General features: G+C 34.6%; 16 protein-coding genes. All 16 read right to left on the bottom strand.

The window, feature by feature from the left end; all coding sequences use genetic code 11:
• Nucleotides 1–50: 50 nt before the first annotated feature.
• Nucleotides 51–932, bottom strand: a complete 882-nt coding sequence (galU, locus tag Q3V31_RS20190) for a UTP--glucose-1-phosphate uridylyltransferase GalU (protein ID WP_329766603.1) — start codon at nt 930–932, stop codon at nt 51–53.
• A gap of 244 nt (nt 933–1,176) precedes the next feature.
• Entirely contained in the window at nt 1,177–1,944 is a 768-nt protein-coding gene (locus tag Q3V31_RS20185) for a tyrosine-protein phosphatase (protein ID WP_071743883.1), read from the bottom strand.
• Between the two features lie 83 nt (nt 1,945–2,027).
• The gene (locus Q3V31_RS20180) at nt 2,028–2,717 is read right to left on the bottom strand and encodes a CpsD/CapB family tyrosine-protein kinase (protein WP_329766602.1); all 690 of its coding nucleotides are present in this window, start codon (nt 2,715–2,717) and stop codon (nt 2,028–2,030) included.
• Nucleotides 2,707–3,444 carry a YveK family protein gene (locus Q3V31_RS20175; RefSeq protein ID WP_329766601.1) on the bottom strand — a complete coding sequence of 246 codons (738 nt, stop codon included), beginning with the start codon at nt 3,442–3,444 and terminating at the stop codon, nt 2,707–2,709. Before Q3V31_RS20175 ends, Q3V31_RS20180 begins: the two co-directional genes overlap by 11 nt.
• 598 nt (nt 3,445–4,042) lie before the next feature.
• Nucleotides 4,043–4,477, bottom strand: coding sequence for a 3-hydroxyacyl-ACP dehydratase FabZ (fabZ, locus tag Q3V31_RS20170; protein ID WP_002184592.1), 435 nt, complete (start codon nt 4,475–4,477; stop codon nt 4,043–4,045).
• Between the two features lie 1,195 nt (nt 4,478–5,672).
• Nucleotides 5,673–7,475 (bottom strand): ABC transporter ATP-binding protein, encoded by a 1,803-nt coding sequence (locus Q3V31_RS20165; protein ID WP_329766600.1) that lies wholly within the window; start codon nt 7,473–7,475, stop codon nt 5,673–5,675.
• A 2-nt stretch (nt 7,476–7,477) separates the two neighbouring features.
• Nucleotides 7,478–8,665 carry a nucleotidyltransferase domain-containing protein gene (locus Q3V31_RS20160; RefSeq protein ID WP_329766599.1) on the bottom strand — a complete coding sequence of 396 codons (1,188 nt, stop codon included), beginning with the start codon at nt 8,663–8,665 and terminating at the stop codon, nt 7,478–7,480.
• Nucleotides 8,666–8,687: 22 nt separating this feature from the next.
• On the bottom strand, nt 8,688–9,140 hold the full coding sequence (locus Q3V31_RS20155) for a lasso peptide biosynthesis B2 protein (RefSeq protein WP_016130929.1): 453 nt from the start codon (nt 9,138–9,140) through the stop codon (nt 8,688–8,690).
• Between the two features lie 45 nt (nt 9,141–9,185).
• Nucleotides 9,186–9,485, bottom strand: coding sequence for a lasso peptide biosynthesis PqqD family chaperone (locus tag Q3V31_RS20150; RefSeq protein ID WP_016130930.1), 300 nt, complete (start codon nt 9,483–9,485; stop codon nt 9,186–9,188).
• Entirely contained in the window at nt 9,485–10,414 is a 930-nt protein-coding gene (locus Q3V31_RS20145; protein WP_329766598.1) for an aldolase, read from the bottom strand. Before Q3V31_RS20145 ends, Q3V31_RS20150 begins: the two co-directional genes overlap by 1 nt.
• Nucleotides 10,415–10,521: 107 nt before the next feature.
• Entirely contained in the window at nt 10,522–10,653 is a 132-nt protein-coding gene (locus tag Q3V31_RS20140) for a paeninodin family lasso peptide (RefSeq protein ID WP_000808480.1), read from the bottom strand.
• 14 nt (nt 10,654–10,667) lie between these two features.
• A complete protein-coding gene (locus Q3V31_RS20135; RefSeq protein ID WP_329766597.1) occupies nt 10,668–12,605 on the bottom strand; it encodes a lasso peptide isopeptide bond-forming cyclase in 1,938 nt (645 codons plus the stop codon).
• A gap of 1,027 nt (nt 12,606–13,632) precedes the next feature.
• Entirely contained in the window at nt 13,633–14,802 is a 1,170-nt protein-coding gene (locus Q3V31_RS20130; protein ID WP_329766596.1) for a DegT/DnrJ/EryC1/StrS family aminotransferase, read from the bottom strand.
• 13 nt (nt 14,803–14,815) lie between these two features.
• Nucleotides 14,816–15,448: an acetyltransferase gene (locus Q3V31_RS20125; RefSeq protein WP_329766595.1), complete on the bottom strand. Its 633-nt coding sequence runs from the start codon at nt 15,446–15,448 to the stop codon at nt 14,816–14,818.
• Between the two features lie 13 nt (nt 15,449–15,461).
• Nucleotides 15,462–16,058, bottom strand: a complete 597-nt coding sequence (locus Q3V31_RS20120) for a sugar transferase (RefSeq protein ID WP_090813756.1) — start codon at nt 16,056–16,058, stop codon at nt 15,462–15,464.
• 369 nt (nt 16,059–16,427) lie between these two features.
• On the bottom strand, nt 16,428–17,975 hold the full coding sequence (locus Q3V31_RS20115; RefSeq protein WP_098216080.1) for a lipopolysaccharide biosynthesis protein: 1,548 nt from the start codon (nt 17,973–17,975) through the stop codon (nt 16,428–16,430).
• Between the last annotated feature and the right edge of the window lie 47 nt (nt 17,976–18,022).

The raw sequence follows: 18,022 nt of genomic DNA, 5'->3' as shown, positions 1-18,022 counted from the left end.
CCCTTCTTTATATAATTCGCATCTTATTGATAATAAAAAAGGACATTCTCTTATGAATGTACCTCTTCTTTTTTTACAAGTTCTTTTATATACTTCATCAAGTCTAATTTCAATTCTTCGTTTTGAAGTGCCATCTCAATCGTTGTTTTAATAAATCCGAATTTTTCCCCAACATCATATCGAGTACCTTCAAAATCATATGCAAACACATGTTGAATTTCATTTAAACGTTGAATCGCATCTGTTAATTGAATTTCTCCACCTGCACCTGTTTGTTGGTCTTCAAGGAACATGAAGATTTCTGATGTCAATACGTAACGCCCCATAATTGCTAAATTAGATGGTGCTGTTCCCTGTGCTGGTTTTTCAACAAATCGGCGCACCTGATATTGACGACCATTTTGCGTGATTGGATCAATAATTCCATAACGATGCGTTTCATTTTCCGGTACTGTTTGCACACCAATTACAGACGAATGTGTTGCCTCGTACTCATTCATCAACTGACGTAAACATGGCGTATCAGCTTGTACGATATCATCACCAAGTAATACTGCAAATGGCTCATTCCCAATAAATTTACGAGCACACCATACTGCGTGACCTAATCCTTTTGGTTCTTTTTGTCTTATGTAATGAATATTAATCTTTGAAGATGCTTGTACTTTTTCAAGCATTTCATATTTACCTTTTTCTAAAAGGTTTTGTTCCAGTTCAAAAGAATGATCAAAATGATCTTCAATTGCACGTTTTCCTTTTCCAGTTACAATAATAATATCTTCAATGCCAGATTCAATTGCTTCTTCTACAATGTACTGAATCGTCGGTTTATCAACGATAGGTAACATTTCTTTCGGCATCGCTTTCGTCGCTGGTAAAAATCTTGTTCCCAGTCCAGCAGCTGGAATAATTGCCTTCCTTACTTTTTTCAAATCAATACCCCCAAATTTTATATATACATATGTATATAACAATAATAAAAAAACCTACCTATAGAGTCATATTTATAACTCCATAGGTAGAGTTTCTATCATAAATGAATTATGGGCATCTAACCCAGCCTCACACCATGCTTTTGACAACAAACGCGTCTAAGGTAGAAATTTACTCTACCCACAGCACGACCGAGTGCCCCCATTGATAACGGTTAGGAGGCATCACCAAGTGGTTTTCTCTTTAAAAGAGACCGAATATTTTTCTTTGTCTTATTTTCTCGGGCTCTTCTCGATAAATCATTTTTCCACTTATTAGTTCATATGTATTTTCCTTGAAGTCGTACAATGTAGAACTCCCAAATGTTTTCTCTACTGTTTCATACGCAGCTTGCAAGTGAAAGGAGCGCGTTGTTGTGTTATGAGCATCTGATGATATGACATGTGTTAAATGATGCTCAATAAGTTGCAATGAAAACTTCTTGATTTTCTTTCCGAACTTTCCTGTGACGCTTCCTGCGGTAATTTGTGTTAGTGCCCCTTGATTGACGAGCTTATACAACACATCGGGGCGTTCAATAATTTCCATATTCCGTTCTGGATGAACAATAACCGGCGTGATCCCTTTCACACGTAATTCATATAACATTTTTTCCGCATAGCGCGGGACATGGTTTGTTGGAAATTCAATTAATATATATTTATCCGTACGATTCAATGTAACAATACGCCCCGAATCATAGTCTTCTAATAACTCTCCGTACAACCTGATTTCTTGACCAGGTAAAATGGTTAAATTGATATCCTCTTCTTTTAATCTTTCATTTAACTGCTTTACCTGATGAAGAATGCTTTCTGCTAGATTCATATAAACCCCATTTTGGTGATGAGGAGTAGCAACGATTGTATGAATTCCTTCTTCGCATGCTGCCTTTGCCATTGCAATGCTGTCTTCGATTGATTGTGCTCCATCATCGACATTAGGCAAGATATGACAATGTAAATCAATCATTCTATTTCATCCTCTCTCCACATATTCTTCACATACTGAATATAAGAAGAAAAGATGAATGTTCACCTTTCCTTCTTTTGTATTTAGTTAGAACCGTAATAGTAATATTCGGATCCATTTTGTTCTTTATCGTTTAAGATAACGCCAAGTAATGTACCTTTTGCGCTATCTAATGATTGTTTTGCTTTAAGTGCCGCCTCTTTTTCTGTTACACCACTTCGAATAACAAGTACAGAAGCATCACATTGATTTGCCATAATGTGTGCATCTGTAACTGGTAAGATTGGTGATGTGTCAAAAATGACAAGGTCATACGTGCCAAAAGCTTCTGAAAGTAAATCTTTCATCGAGCTTGCACCCAGTAATTCCGCTGGATTTGGTGGGATTGGACCACATGGTAAAAATGTTAAATTACCGATTTTCGTTTGTGTCACACATTTTTCTAGTGTATTACTACGTGTTAATACACTTGTTAAGCCAAATATATTATCCACTTGCATCATTTGATGTAATGCTGGTTTACGTAAGTCTGCATCGATAAGTAATACTTTCTTACCTTGTTGTGCGAAAACAATTGCAATATTAGCAGCCGTTGTTGTCTTTCCTTCACTTTGATTCGCAGATGTTACGATAAGAGAACGAATCTTCTTATCAACAGATGCAAATTCAATATTTGTTCGTATATTTCGGTATTGCTCTGACACAGATGATTTTGGTTGTTCATATGCAATCAGCTGACGGCGAGCACGTAATATTTTTTTCTTAAGAACCAATTGTATGACCCCCTACTCTCTTCGTTGCTGATAAACTACCGCTCTTTGTGCCATCTTCCTCCATATGAGAAACGACGCCAAGAACTGGTACACCAAGTTGTTTTTCAATATCTTCTTCTTTTTTCATCGTGTTATCTAAGTACTCTAGTAAGAATGTAATTCCAACAGAAGCCATTAATCCAACAACAAATGCAATTGCTACGTTCAGCATCTTATTGGGTTTAATTGGTGACTGTCCTTCTGTTACTTCTGCTTTTGATAAGATTGTTACGTTATCAACACTCATGATTTTTGCAATTTCACTCTTGAATACTTCCGCTGTTGTGTTTGCGATATCACGAGCTAGCTTTGCATCTTTATCTTGTACAGTAACAGCGATCACTTGTGAATCTTTCTCGTTTGCGACGTTAATTTTGCTATTTAAAGCCCCAGTTGACATGTTAAGCTTTAACTTTTCTTTCACTTGATCTAAAATAACTGGGCTTTTCACAATAACTTTATATGTATTTGTTAATTGAAGACTTGTTTGTACTTCACCAGGTTGAAAAACACCTTCTTGCTTCTTTTGATTAACAAGAATTTGCGTCGAAGTCTGATAAATCGGCGTTATAAAGTAAAAACTTACGATCGCACTTACAAGTGCTGCACCAATCGTAATTACAAGGATCATAACTAATCGTTTCCTTAAAATAGCAAATAACTCTTTCAAACTTATTGTTTCTTCCATGCCTTCCTCCAGCTTTCAATAATTTGTCATAAAAACTTCTAAAAAAAATAAATTGTTGGATTTTAATCTTACAACAAACATCTGTTATCTAGTCCTAAAGTTGTTTAGTGATAGATAACTATTTAATATATTACAGAACTTATATTAGCATAGCAAGAATGGTTGAGAAAATTGTTGGAGAAATTGACAAATACTATACTACCGAATCTGACGAATTTCGACACAGTTTTTAATGTGTAGATTTTCATTTGCTATATACTGTCGATATATGGTTATTATTAGTATTACTAGTGAATATATCATTGATTGATCTGTGCATTTATACTATCCTGTTTATAAAAATATTAACATTGTTGATTTTTATTTTATTTTTTCTTAATCTTTCGATATCTTTTTCAGACTTTAGTTGATAAACTTTTTTTCGAAAGTCCCCAATTTTTTTAATCAAACGTTTGTTTAAAAGTAAGAGAACTTACCTATCGACAAATCCTCTTACCTTTCGTCCATTTCTTCATAATTCGCTTCAATAACAATAAAAAAGATGAATGACCATACTCTCTTCATTCATCTTCCAACGTAAAGTTATGTTAACAAATCTTTATTCTTTCTTATCACCAATTGCAAATGTGATTTCAGCTTCACAAGCGATTTCACCATTTACAGTTGCTACTGCTTTTCCTTTTCCAATCGGTCCACGGACACGTGTCATTTCGACTTCTAGGCGAAGTTGATCACCTGGGCGAACTTGACGTTTGAAGCGGCAGTTATCAATGCCAGCAAAGAATGCAAGGCGACCGCGATTTTCTTCCTTCTTCAGTACCGCAACAGCACCCACCTGCGCTAATGCTTCTACAATTAGAACACCTGGCATCACAGGATAATCTGGAAAGTGTCCATTAAAGTATTCCTCATTTGCCGTTACATTTTTAATCCCAACCGCACGCTTTCCTTCTTCTACTTCTAAAATTTGATCGACTAGTAGAAATGGATAACGATGTGGAATAATTTCTTTAATCTGTTGAATATCTAGCATATCATTCTCTCCTTATATACCAAATTGGTCATACCACCAACGCACTGTCCTTATTATCCCATTCTCCATTGTTTTTGTCACGAAAAACAAGAAATGCTTTCTAACCAAAATATCTATTAGGACTATTCATACAAAAAAGATACACCCTTTTCCCTTCGCTAATCGGCATAACAAAATAATAGCAATTAACACGGAGGTTGGAAAAAGGTGTATATCAAAGTTAGGGAGAGGAAATATACATCATTTCCCTCGTATGTCGTATTCATAGCTCATTATAAAGGACAAAAATAAGAAAGAAAAATTTAATATTTACTCCTTTTTACCATTATCCCCTTAATTTTCTACAAATTTCTACAAATTTCTTCATTTTTCTTATATTATCTTAAATAGCATATCTAGAAATTAAGATTCGTAATCCAGAACACTATGCTTTATAAAAAAATAAATCTTCGTGGATTAGCCTTTAATAAAAACCCTATAAAATATCATCACAAAAGACACATTTATATTTTACAGAAATATCCAATATTACATATGAATTCTTTTAAATCTTTTTAACAATACATAAGAATAAAGTATAACTAATAAGAAATTGTCGCTTTTCCTTGTTTATCTATTAAATAAGGCATTCCGGAGTATTTAAGAGAAAAACTCAAATGAACTAAAAAGAAATACTTATATAATATTCTTCACTATCTCTCTTTCATCTCCTCAAATCGTTTCCCTTCTTAATTACTTATATAAAATTAGTAGCAATTCAAAATACCAACAATTCATTAGGCATTACCTCTCATTAATCACTGACCATAAAAATGTCTACAAGGTGCTTCAAAATATATTATCACAACTACACTAATAAACCTTTATATACAAAAAGCAGCGAGACCTCTAGTCCTAAAGACAAGGGGTCTCGCTGCTTTTTGTTATATGGTATAAATAAAATCAGGTTCCATGTTAAATTATAACACGGATATTTATACATGTATATAGACGGTATATTAATAATCCACAAAAAGTATTTCTAATTTTTTTACTGGTCACACAATTAAATTAAGCTCATATTTCCATAAAAAGACCAGTACACAAATACCAATTATCCCCCGAACCATAAATAATCAAATTGTGTTACCGGCCCGAAAGAAATAAAGGCAGTGTATTCCTTAAATTTATAAAAAATAATTGTGACTAGTCATATTTAAATGTTTACCTTAGCCTGTTGTCCAAGTAGACTACTAAATAAACCACTTTCATCTTTTGCCAGTTGTGCGAAACTACCGTGTTGAATAATTTGTCCTTGATCCATTACAATTACTTGGTCAGCTTTACGTATAGTAGATAGTCTATGTGCAATGACAATAATTGTCATGCTCCCTTTCAATCTTTCCAATGCTTCTTGTATTTTCGCTTCATTTTCAGCATCTAACGCACTTGTTGCCTCATCTAACACTAAAATAGAAGGCTTTCGAAGTATCGCTCTAGCCAGAACAAGACGTTGTCGTTCTCCCCCTGAAAGTTTGACTCCCCTATCGCCAATCAGTGTATCCAATCCTTGCGAGAGCCTGCTAACAAACTCAGCGGAAGCAGAAAATTCCAAAGCTTCCCAAAGCTGCTCCTCACTTGCATTTGGTTCAACCATTCTCAAATTGTCTCTTATACTGGCATTGAATAGAAATGGATCTTGAGGAACATAGCTAATAGATTTCCTCAATGATAATAGGTCCTTACTTGTCAACGGTTTGTTATCTATTAATAACTGACCGCTCTCCGGCTGCATAAGTCCCATTATGATATCAATTAATGTACTCTTTCCAGCACCGGAACGCCCTGAGATAGCTGTCATACAATTTGCAGGAATACGCAAATTAATATCTTTAAGTGAGTACACAGCATTTTCTTTATTGTAGCGGAAAGAGATATTTTGACACTCAATAGATTGTTCTATCTGCATAGGATTTATACAATCATAATTCTGCTCTATATCTTGCAATTCTATACTTTTCTTACACTCTTCCTGTAATTGCAGCAAATCTTTAAAAGCGGGAAGATTCGCTGCAATTTGTTCCATGTTTGATTGTATACCTGCAAATCGTGGCCACAAACGAGAAAATATAAGAATAATTAATAATAATTGCTCCGTTTTCGTCTGAAACAGCTGAACAGATAGAAAGATAAGAATGGCAATGAAAACAGCTGATGCAATTTTATAAAAGAGTTGAGAATTATTTCTCACCTTAATATATGCAAACTGTTCACGTTCCACATCTTCTACCCAATTACGTAACCACATATAACGAGATCGTTCTAGTGTATTGCTCTTAATATCCTTAATTCCATTAAAATGATCAGTTATACCTGCAAGATACGCTTTTGAATTCTCTGAGGTTCGACCACCTAATCTTTTTGATTTTTTAATAAATCTTCGTGAAAGAAAGGCAAGTACCACAGCGCAACATAGTACAAAAATTGTTATATCTGCCGCTAACCAAAAAGCGAAACCAATCTGTATAAATGTAAACATTAAAGAAGTGAGCAACTGTAAAAATAAATTAGTGCCTGCGCTAACACGCCCTAATTCCGTTGTCAAAGAATTGATAAGATCTGATTTTCTCTTTTTCACAAAGAAACTCCAGTTGGCCTGCAACAATCCACGATAAGTTTCCAATCTCAAATGATTAATAAAACGTATCTGGATTTTCGCATTACGAACTGTTATATTCCTTTGCAAAAGCGCTTGTCCCACGACCAATATAATATATATTCCTAATACAAGTGGTAATCCTAAAGTAGTTGGAATCTCACCTAGGAATCCAAGAACCCCTGAAAGAGGACTTGTCTGTTCATTCATCTTCGCAATACCGCTAATACTTATCATAGGAATTAATAATAAAATGCCGATTCCTTCTACAAGACTGACCAATACCATTCCCATGAGATTAACAATGAGAATGTTTCCAGTAAAAGAGTATAACCGCTTTGTAAAATATAAAATATTTCTCATTTTCACTTCTCCTTACGGTACCTCATTTCCCTCCAAATCCATAAAACCGGCCGCAAAGGGAAATATAAAACATGCAGTTGTTTTGGCAGTGGTAAAGTTTCCACATCCTGAGGATAAGGATACAACCAACTAAGGTGAAACAGTAGCTTTTGAGAGCTTGTCTTTAACAAATATAAATATCGCTCATGATATTTTGAAACTTCTTCTGGGACAGGATCTGTATGCAAGTTAATCATATTTTCCAAGTAATATATAGCAAGCTGCGCTAATTGCGTTACCTTTCTCCCTGACATTAATACTTTTGCCTCTTCCGCTATTATAAGAGTATCTAAAAGCTCAGAAGATAAAATAAGCGCCTGACCTACCAGTTGTTTGCATCCATATATTTCCAACATAACAATGAGTTCTTCCCAATCTATTTCTTGCCTTACCATACGGTCAATGTCCGTTAACCATCGAAGCCTGGACCAACCATGCCTAGTTCCATGAGTCACAAGAAACATAAACAAATCCTCTCTACCTAAAAAATAGACAGGATAATTTGTGACAGGACTTGTCCTCTTTCGCCCCCATAACTCATCGAAGTGTGGTTCCTTTCCCGGTCCTGGGTGTAGTCGCCAATGAATCTCTAATTTCACCTTACTTATCGGATGCATGTAAGTTGTATGGTGGCGTCTCCACTTCCATTCATTCATAACCGTCGGAAAATCATCCTCTTTGACATAACCATTCTTTACAAGTAATTCGTTCACTTTTCCAAGATCATCTATAGGAACAAGGGCATCCAGATCCCCTGATGTTCGAAGGGAAACATCTCCATATAGGTCTGCGCCAAGAATAGGGCCCTTCAAAAATAGAAGTTGAAGTTGGTTTTCAGCAAATAATTTACTTACTTTTCCCATTTCTCCACTTAAATGAAGCATATGGAATGTATTCCTTTTAAAATATGTACTTAATACTTGCACAACATTTGATGGAACTAACTGTTTATCAATAGATTTCATTTTTGGGTAAATGAACGCGTACATGCGATGATGCAGCGCCAGTTTCAAAAATTTGTTCCAATCAATATTTATGAACCAGTCTCCCGGGATTTCTTGTATCTCTTTATCTTCCTTCTTTATAATTTCAAGTAACAATTTTAGTTCTTTAGGTAAATGACTCAAATCAAGATTACAACCGGTATACATCTCATTCTCCTTCAAGATTTTTTTACCCTATCCTTTTTGCAAATTTACCAACAACGGTAAATCTCTTCATTTCTTCTACGCCAGTAATATAAAAGGGCCCGCTACGTAACCACGCATGGGCAATCATATTTCCCGTCTCATCTTTCGCGGTCCCTAAGTAAAGGGTACTTTCAATTTGACGCTTCTCCAACATTTTCATTGCAGCGATAGCTTTAACGAGACACTGGCTTTCCCAAAATGTATAACGGCTCATCATATGCACTGCTTGAGAAATTTCCCTTAACGTAATCTTTTCCGATTCATCATAGCTTAAAGACGTTTCTGCCATATGAATTCCTAATATAGGAGCAGCTTTAGAAAACGGTATACTTTTCAGAATACGAGCCCAGCCTAAATAAAAGAAAGCTTCTATAAGTAATAATTTTGTTCCCATATCGAACGACAAGAAAGCTTTGGCTTTATTTATGATATTCATCGATCCTACTCCTAATCTATTAAATCTGGAACGTTCAATTAAAAATCAAAGTTTTTCATCAACCGAGATTAACCCTTCTGCATACAAATGATTTAAGAAAGAGAGTACTTGTTCCTTACATTCTGCCTCTTCAATCATATATCGAGACAATAATATATCGATCACTTGATTGACAGATATTAATTCATTAATTAAACTCCAAATTTCACCACCTATACCTCCTAAGTTATAGTATTTCCCATTATGGATGCTCATCATCACTTTCTCCCCATCCATATCGCTCACTACATTTTCCTGACCTTGTACAACAAAACTGTGTAATGAAATTGTTTGTTTACTATTCATTATTTTTCCTCCTCTTTTAAAGACTCTAGAATTTTGGATACTAAATCATGTGCCGTAAACTTTGAAATAGGACGTCTCAATTGACACATATCTATTTTGTTTACGATATTTGTTGAATGCATAAAATGCCATTCCATCATCCCCAATCGTGGGATTAATGAATTCCTATATGTATGACGTAGCAATGTGCGTAGTCTCTCCAGTCCTTCAATCTGCTGAAGTTCAACATCCCCATTTTCTACTTTCACTAATTCGAATACACCTGCCAATGGTAATGGTTCCTCGAAAAAGTTAGCTGTAACGGGGACAGCATATTTAGTTTCTCTTTCAAATAATGGCTGATAATTCGCTGTCTCCATTCCAAACTGATCAAGACTCTCTTTCCATAACTTTTGTTGCGGGTAAGATGGTGTAACAAAAGGAATATTATCCTCAGAAAGAGACACAGCAATTACATCATCGCTTAAAAGCTTATAGCCTTTGCTTAAAAGGGCTGATGCAAGAGTTGATTTTCCAGCTCCTGATCTTCCTACAAAAGCATACGCCTTTCCATTGATGGCTATTACACTTCCATGCAGAGGGAGTATTTTTCTCTGCATCAACAATGCCCCCATACAAGTCCCAAGAATATAAAGCCGAATCTTATCTTGATCAGACCCTTTCATAGGTGAAACAATGATTTTTTCTCCATTTTTAATACAAAACGTAGCAGTTTCGGGGATTTGAAACATAATTAATTCTTCTTCAACTACAAACACTGACTTCGGAGAAGATAACTCTCCCCATAATTGGGACAAATCTGCAGTTTCTATTTTTACGTCTACTTCATTTTCGTAATTACTTACTTGAGGCAATTCCGGCAGGGGAATCTCACTTAATAGGGCTAATCCGAAGGCTTTGTAAATCTCTTTCTTTACAGTATGTATCATCTTTCTCACTCCAAATAGTTGAAAAATTGATTAAAAAAAACCCTTATACCGTAATTAAACTATATAAGGGCTGTAAAGCATATAAATCTCATTTAAATATTAGTGCATTAGCTGTGGTGAAGAGCGCCTTGCTCATCCTCATCTTCAAAAACTTGGTCAACAAGTCTCTTTCCAGGTCCAGCCATTGTCATGTTGATATCAAGTACTTCTAATACTGGTGATTGCCATTCTTGTTTCATAATTTCACCCCCTTTCAAATATATTTTTTGATAAATCGATAGACAATAAGACTACGCATTAAAATTCTAAAATCTGGATCAAACACGTATTCTACTCGTGGTTCTCCTTGAATTTTCAAAATCGCGCTCTTAATAATCTCCATATTAAAAAAGTTAGAGGCCACTGGGTCTTTACTAAGCTGCTGAAGTTCCTCGATAAACATTTTCCATGAAGGAATCATGCGATGAACCACATCAGCTGCCTGTATTCCCCGTACACGCTGATTTAACCTTACTTTGTCAGGAAGAAATCCTTTTGTGGACCTCCGGACAAGTGCACGATTTAAGCCATTTTGAACAAATTGTTCGAGTGGTAACGATAAACAGAATCGAATTACCCGTAAGTCATTCGTTGGATCATGCCCTTGTAAACCATAACGCAAGGAGAGCTTTGTTCCACTTGTACCCGTTGTATTCCACAAGTTTAGCTGTTCAAAATGTTTCTGCCTTATTTCGTATATATTTGGGATAGAGGCCCCTGTTACTTTCACACCATGTTCTTCAAGCTTTCTAAATACATCAGTACGTTTTGCAAGTTCTGGACTAACTAACGTTGGCAGTTCGTATTGCTGTTCTGAGGAAAACATGTTTTTTATCGATGGAAATGCTTTCTCCCCTACAACTTTCAGTATTCTCGATTTTTTGACCCCAACGTTCTTACCGTACAAATCAATTTCACGATAAAGTTGCAACCAGCTGAACTTTTTAAGTAAAATCGCATAATAATCTAAAGCTGGCCCCCAAGAGATTGTGAAATTTCCTCTCGCTCCATTTAAGAGCACCCCAATCCCTTGTTGTTGGGCTTTTTCATAAATTCCTTTCACCCAGACGGAATTTTCGAAAAATTTATATGGCATCTCCATAATCTCAAGCCAATCATCAATTTCTGAGAAAGAATTTTCTCCCGAAAAATTCAAATAATTCCCTTTAATATTCCCTACATGTTGTACTGTAGTTTGAATAAATGGCTTTTCATCAGCAATCGTATGACCACGAGTCCAATCAGTAAACCCTTCCGCAGGTACCGAGCTGAATGTATATAATTTTTTGTTCTCTTTTTGCAGGGCTCTCGCAGCAAAGCTAGCAACAGCTCCTGAATCTAATCCCCCACTTAAATGAGAACCAACATTACGATGAGTACGTAACCTTGATGTTACTGCGCTTTCAAATACGTCCCTGAACGCCTCTTCATAATCTTCATTTGATTTGAGTTGCAACTGCTCCTCTACAAATAACGTGTCGTATTTCGCAATACTAACTCTTCCCTTAACTACGGAGATAGTATGAGAAGGCGGGACTTGCTCTATATTTTTATGCACTGTTGAAAATGCATCTATTGTATCAAGCATATTAGGTATCGCTAAATATTCAGCTAACCATTGCTCATTCAATTCCTTCCCAACGTACGGTAAAGAAAACAGCGGTTTTATGCTAGTACAAAAAGCAAATTGATTTTGATTGCGGTAAAAGTAAAAAGTCCGACTTCCTGAAAAATCACGTGCACCAAAGAGCAATTGCTTTCTCTCATCCCAAATCATAAAAGCAAAATCACCAATTAGATACTTTGGTACATGCTCTCCCCACTTTTGATAAGCGAGTAAAATCAACTTACTATCAGGCATCTCTCTTCTATGTACCTTGTCTACTTGCAATCTATCGAATAATTCATTGCGATTATCAATAATAGCATCAGCAGTTATAACCAACTGTGTTTCATAATCATAGTAGGGTAATTGTTCATTAATAGATTCAGATGTTATCCATTTTGCATGGGAGCCAAAAAAAATATTTTCCTTGTGCCATATATCGGTATTGTCACCTGGATAACGAGATAAATCTTTCATGATTCCAATCCTATGTTCAGGCGGTATCGGTTCTCCATTTAAATGATAAATTCCGGTTATTGCACTCATTTTTTCCTCCCACTACGAGACAATTAAGGGAAAACCCGATGGATAAGCAAATTACTAGATATATCAAAAAAATGTTATTAATATACTAGAAAACCCTTTCCTCGAACTACCTCGTTTACGCATAACAGATTTTAAAACCCAATTTTATAGCCTTAAATCTTTTTCAGTTGAAGTATTCAAGCTTTCAGGCTACCTATCCTATTGTAAACCCTTGCATTTTAATTTTCTCAAAAAAGAACAAAGGTGTGATTTTCTTAATTCGAATCAAAATATTACCATCTGAATTTTATATAAATAAAAATCACTGAATTTAATATATCAATAAAACGTTTATATTCTTTATAAAGAATATAAACTCAGATTACCATTTCACCATTGCATTGTCAAGTATCTATATACTCAATAAAGTGAATATTTATGTATCTTTTTTAGTAACTGTAAGAACAAATAATACAGTACAACTTTAATCGGTAGGAGGCTTTACATCCCTACCGACTATTAATTTCATCAATCGAGATTTTACGAACATTCCATCTATTTTCTTAGTTTCCCTAAAATCTTAAGGTAGTGCTCTTAATACTCATAAATAGCAGGATAAACGTTATATCTTACAAATAAACAGGAGAATTTTCATCTTTTTATATTTTAAAAATTTCTGTGCTATGATATTTTATATAATTTATTATTAACCCACTAATTAAAGTTGATTTTTCACGTGTTATGTTCTCTATTACTTTATTCTCCTGCTTCTTTAATCGAAACAGGAGAATAACCTTTTTATATTTATACCATTTTCACAAAGGGGATGATATAATATGCGTTTACCACTAATAAAAAATACCATTCGCATTTACCATAAGATTATGTACGCTTACTATTTCACTCTTTATAGGGATTGCCGTGACTTTCATTCAAAGAAAATTTTTTTCAGTAAAATGAGATTTCACAAAAACAGCACTGAATGAGATATTAAATCCTCCTAGTTCATTAACACCTTTCTTAATTAAACCTGTTTCTATTTTTATCTTTACATGCCAGCACTTACCATCAATATATTCTTAATACATGTAATAACTCTTGTCTGATCTTTTTCTGTCATACCTGATCCAGACGGAAGGCATACGCCTGTTTCAAATAATTTTCTAGAAACATCCTCACTCTCACTATGCGGGTAATACATTACATCTTCAAATAAAGGTTGCATATGAAGAGGCTTCCAAACAGAACGCGCCTCAATGTTTTCATTTTCCAGTTGTTTCAGTAATGCCTGAATCGGTACTCCTGTTTTTTCTTCATCTACAGTAAGAACTGTAAGCCACCGGTTTGAATAAGTATCCTCTAACTCAGGCATAAACTGTATCCCTGGAATATGAGATAATTCTTGATAATATCTATCAAATATTCGTCTTCTTGCATGTACTCTCTCTTGTAAGACCTGCAGCTGTGCTCTACCTACACCTGCTAAAATATTACTCATACGATAATTATATCCAACCTCACTATGTTGGTAGTGTGGAGCCGGATCTCTTGCTTGAGTAGCTAAAAATCTTGCTTTTCTCAATGCTTCGACATCATTTGAAACAAGCATGCCTCCACCTGAAGTTGTAATGATTTTATTGCCGTTGAACGAATAAATACCAAATTTTCCGAATGTCCCGCTTGCTTTACCTTTATAGGAAGAACCGAGCGATTCTGCTGCATCTTCTATCACTGGGATATCATATTCATTACATAACGAAAGAATTTCATCCATTTTAGCGCTTTGTCCATATAAATTTACAACAATGACAGCTTTCGGAAGTATTCCTTTCTCATTTGCATCACGTAATGCACGTTCTAAAGCTTGTGGCGACATATTCCACGTTTCAAGCTCAGAATCAATAAATACTGGTTTAGCCCCTAAATATAAAATTGGATTTGCGCTCGCTATAAAAGTAAGACTTGAACAAAACACCGTATCTCCATCATTTACATCCAGTAAGCGAAGTGCCAAATGGATAGCAGAGGTTCCTGAACTAACTGCAGCCGCATCAAGAACTCCAACATGGGATGAAAGTTCACTTTCAAACGCATCTACATTTGGACCAAGTGGAGCAATCCAATTCATATCAAATGCTTCCCCTATATATTTTTGTTCATTACCGCTCATATGTGGAGCGGAGAGATAGATTCTTGTTTTTTCCTGTGAGTATACCACTTTAAACACTCTCCTATAATTCTTTGTTTATTACTCTAGCTGGAATACCAACTGCCTTACAATTCGCTACAATGTCACGGATCACTGTTGCTCCGGCACCGATAACGGACCAATCGCCAATTGTAATATTTGGAATCACATTAACTCCTGCTCCTATATGTACTCCTGTTCCTACAGTAACGGATCCTGTAAGCACTGCATTGGGGGAAATATGTGAAAAATCATTTACCTTATTATCATGTTCAATAATAGCGCCTGAATTGACAATAACGTGATTCCCAATTTCAACATCTGCATTAACAATTGCACCTGGCATCACAACCGTACCAGCTCCAATCTTTGCACTTAAACTAACAATAGATTGTTTATGTATAAGCGTCGCATAGCGATGACTGGGAATCTCTAACCGCTCCATAATTATCTTTCTTGTTCTGTTATTCCCTATAGCTATCACGAACTTTGTATCTACATGCTCATCCATTAACTTTACAGCTGCAGAAATAGGTCCAAAATAGACACCATCCTCAATTTTTAACTCTTTATACACATCATCTAATTGCGCAATGATTTCATAATTTCCATACGATAGGATAATATCTCGGATTACTTTACTATGACCACCTGCCCCAATCATAATTATTCGCATCCATCTCACCTCCTCAAGAATTCTTTGTACCATTAAATTTTTCCACAGTTACATGCCCAACCTGATTGATTCCTTCTGACTTAAATACTTTCTTTACCGTTAACAACAAAATTTTCATATCAAGCCAAAAAGTCCGTTTTTTTGCATACCATACATCAAAATCAAATTTTTCCTCCCAAGAAATCGCATTTCTGCCATTTACTTGGGCCCATCCCGTAATCCCTGGTCTGACATTATGTCGCTTGGCCTGCTCTTCTGTGTATAGTTCCAAATACTCCATCAATAATGGTCTTGGACCTACCAAACTTAAGTCCCCTTTTATAACATTAAACAACTGTGGCAATTCATCTAAACTATATTTTCTCAGAAACCCTCCGAAACGGGTAAACCTTACATCATCAGGCAACGCATTCCCCTCACTATCCTTCTCGTCAGTCATAGTTCTAAACTTATAAAGAAAAAAAGGGACACCATGCAATCCTGGGCGTTGCTGCTTAAATATGATAGGGGAACCCAACTTAATTCTAACTAAAACGGCCACTATTATAATAGGCGGTAAAAGAAACACCAATAATGACAAAGAAACAAACAAATCAAAAAGTCTTTTCATATATAATCATACTCCTAATTTGGTTTATGTATTAACCTCTACTCCATAACTGCCTAAAACTTCTATCTTCATAAAAAGCAGTCCCATTCATAGTTGAAAAATAACGAATTGATTTACTTTTTTATTTAAGGACATGTCATGCAAAATATTTAATTAAAATACTCAGTAATAAGAACACCACCATATTCAACAGAACATAGTGGTGTTTCATTTCTAAAAGACTCTTAATACTTTCCTTTTATTTACTTGCTCTTACTTTAAAGCATTACAATTTTGTGCCTAATGAATTAGTAAAGTTGATTCGTTAATGGCTTTATCGTGTCCGATGGATTGGGTTAGTAACGAGATTATAGAAATGTAGATTTCAAATTAAAAAGTTCCCTTTTTATTTGACTGAATTTTCACCCTCAGGTTCCCCATTATACTTTTAACAACTCCAAATAAATACTTAAATTCATCTGTCTTATAAAAAACAAATACATAAATAGCATTTGGAATTATTAAACAAATCATCCCTCTTAATATTAATTCTAGTAATCCATTATACGGAATAAGACTACATATTAAACTTGTGATAACACAAGCTCCTAGCCCTATCATCACATAGTAAGTATATTTTAAAAAATAATCCCTAACCGGTTTACGGAATACTTTCTTATATACTAAATAAGGAGCAATCCAAAATGGAACCACTAGTGTACTTATAAGTGTTCCAATAAAAACACCTGTTATGCCCATATATTGCACCAAGACAATAGAAGCCACCAGATTCACGGCAGCCTCTAAAAAGGGCGCATACCTATCTTCATGAAAAATCCCTGATGTTGTTTTGACCATAGATATAGAACGTCTCATTCCTGATACATAAAAGTTTATCATTAATATAATTAATACACTTATATCCATAATAAATTTCGAACCAATCCATAAAGTAATAAAGGGTTGCATTATAATATATAAAAATATGGAAAAAAATGAGTATATCCAAAAATTACAAAGCATAGTAATCTTAAATATGCTATAAATTTTTTCATCGCTTTCTTTTGCAACCAAATTCCCTACACTATGATTAATATTATCAAATATTTGATTTATAAAGGTTCTACAAATGTTAATTAACATATAATAATTTGAATACAATCCAACAGCTGTAACACTGACAAAAGACGCAATTAACATGTTATCAGTACCAAAGACAATATATCCTCCTATATTATGTAGCACTAAAGCCTTTACATTTTTAACAATATTACTTTTGGTTTCACTATCTAATTTGCTTGCTGCTTTATTTTTTAAAAATGGGTACATCTTATCTACCAATATAGCCAAGAACGCAGAGGTACTGATTGTTATAATAATATCGATTATTAGATATAAAATATAACTATGCGTAAAGTATAAAATTCCTATTTTAATGCAAGTAGATATAATAGATGAGATAGAATAAATCCCTGTAACAATATATCCCTTTTGACAAACATTTAAAAATGAGGTTTTATAAGAAAATAGATAAGATGAAGCTGTATTAATTAAAAATATAATATAAATAAAATGAATATTGTCTACCTTTGCATCTTTAGCGATATATCCAAGAAAAGGTAACAAAAGTAATCCTAGTAACAATACTATTAAAGCTATTGCCATATATGCCTTTCTATAAAAATTCATAAGCATATTGATTCTATCCTGATTATTTTCTGCCACTGGTTTATATAGATTATATATGATAGCAGATCCTATTCCTGCTTCAGCTAAAGATAACATTCCTAATATATTGGTAAATAATCCATTTACCCCCAGATACTCAACACCTAAATAAGTAATAAATATGGTTCTGGAAGCAAAACTTAGTAACGTAATAATAACTTGACTACCTATACCGGCTGATATATTAATTATTGAATTTTTAACTCTCATTTTTCCTCCCACTTCAGAAAGTATGAAAACACTTTCAACCCAAGAGC

Origin of the sequence: Bacillus nitratireducens (assembly GCF_036320425.1) — a bacterium.
In the GTDB taxonomy this organism is placed as follows: Bacteria; Bacillota; Bacilli; order Bacillales; family Bacillaceae_G; genus Bacillus_A; species Bacillus_A nitratireducens.
Note: the sequence above shows the minus strand (reverse complement) of the source record. Positions and strands in the feature narration are given on the sequence as shown.

Bases quoted from the DNA above. Each gene is read 5' to 3' on its own strand.
- Q3V31_RS20185 (WP_071743883.1), bottom strand. From the start codon at position 1,944: ATGATTGATTTACATTGTCATATCTTGCCTAATGTCGATGATGGAGCA.
- Q3V31_RS20175 (WP_329766601.1), bottom strand. From the start codon at position 3,444: ATGGAAGAAACAATAAGTTTGAAAGAGTTATTTGCTATTTTAAGGAAA.
- fabZ (WP_002184592.1), bottom strand. From the start codon at position 4,477: ATGCTAGATATTCAACAGATTAAAGAAATTATTCCACATCGTTATCCA.
- Q3V31_RS20165 (WP_329766600.1), bottom strand. From the start codon at position 7,475: ATGAGAAATATTTTATATTTTACAAAGCGGTTATACTCTTTTACTGGA.
- Q3V31_RS20160 (WP_329766599.1), bottom strand. From the start codon at position 8,665: ATGTATACCGGTTGTAATCTTGATTTGAGTCATTTACCTAAAGAACTA.
- Q3V31_RS20155 (WP_016130929.1), bottom strand. From the start codon at position 9,140: ATGAATATCATAAATAAAGCCAAAGCTTTCTTGTCGTTCGATATGGGA.
- Q3V31_RS20150 (WP_016130930.1), bottom strand. From the start codon at position 9,485: ATGAATAGTAAACAAACAATTTCATTACACAGTTTTGTTGTACAAGGT.
- Q3V31_RS20145 (WP_329766598.1), bottom strand. From the start codon at position 10,414: ATGATACATACTGTAAAGAAAGAGATTTACAAAGCCTTCGGATTAGCC.
- Q3V31_RS20140 (WP_000808480.1), bottom strand. From the start codon at position 10,653: ATGAAACAAGAATGGCAATCACCAGTATTAGAAGTACTTGATATCAAC.
- Q3V31_RS20135 (WP_329766597.1), bottom strand. From the start codon at position 12,605: ATGAGTGCAATAACCGGAATTTATCATTTAAATGGAGAACCGATACCG.
- Q3V31_RS20125 (WP_329766595.1), bottom strand. From the start codon at position 15,448: ATGCGAATAATTATGATTGGGGCAGGTGGTCATAGTAAAGTAATCCGA.
- Q3V31_RS20120 (WP_090813756.1), bottom strand. From the start codon at position 16,058: ATGAAAAGACTTTTTGATTTGTTTGTTTCTTTGTCATTATTGGTGTTT.
- Q3V31_RS20115 (WP_098216080.1), bottom strand. From the start codon at position 17,975: ATGAGAGTTAAAAATTCAATAATTAATATATCAGCCGGTATAGGTAGT.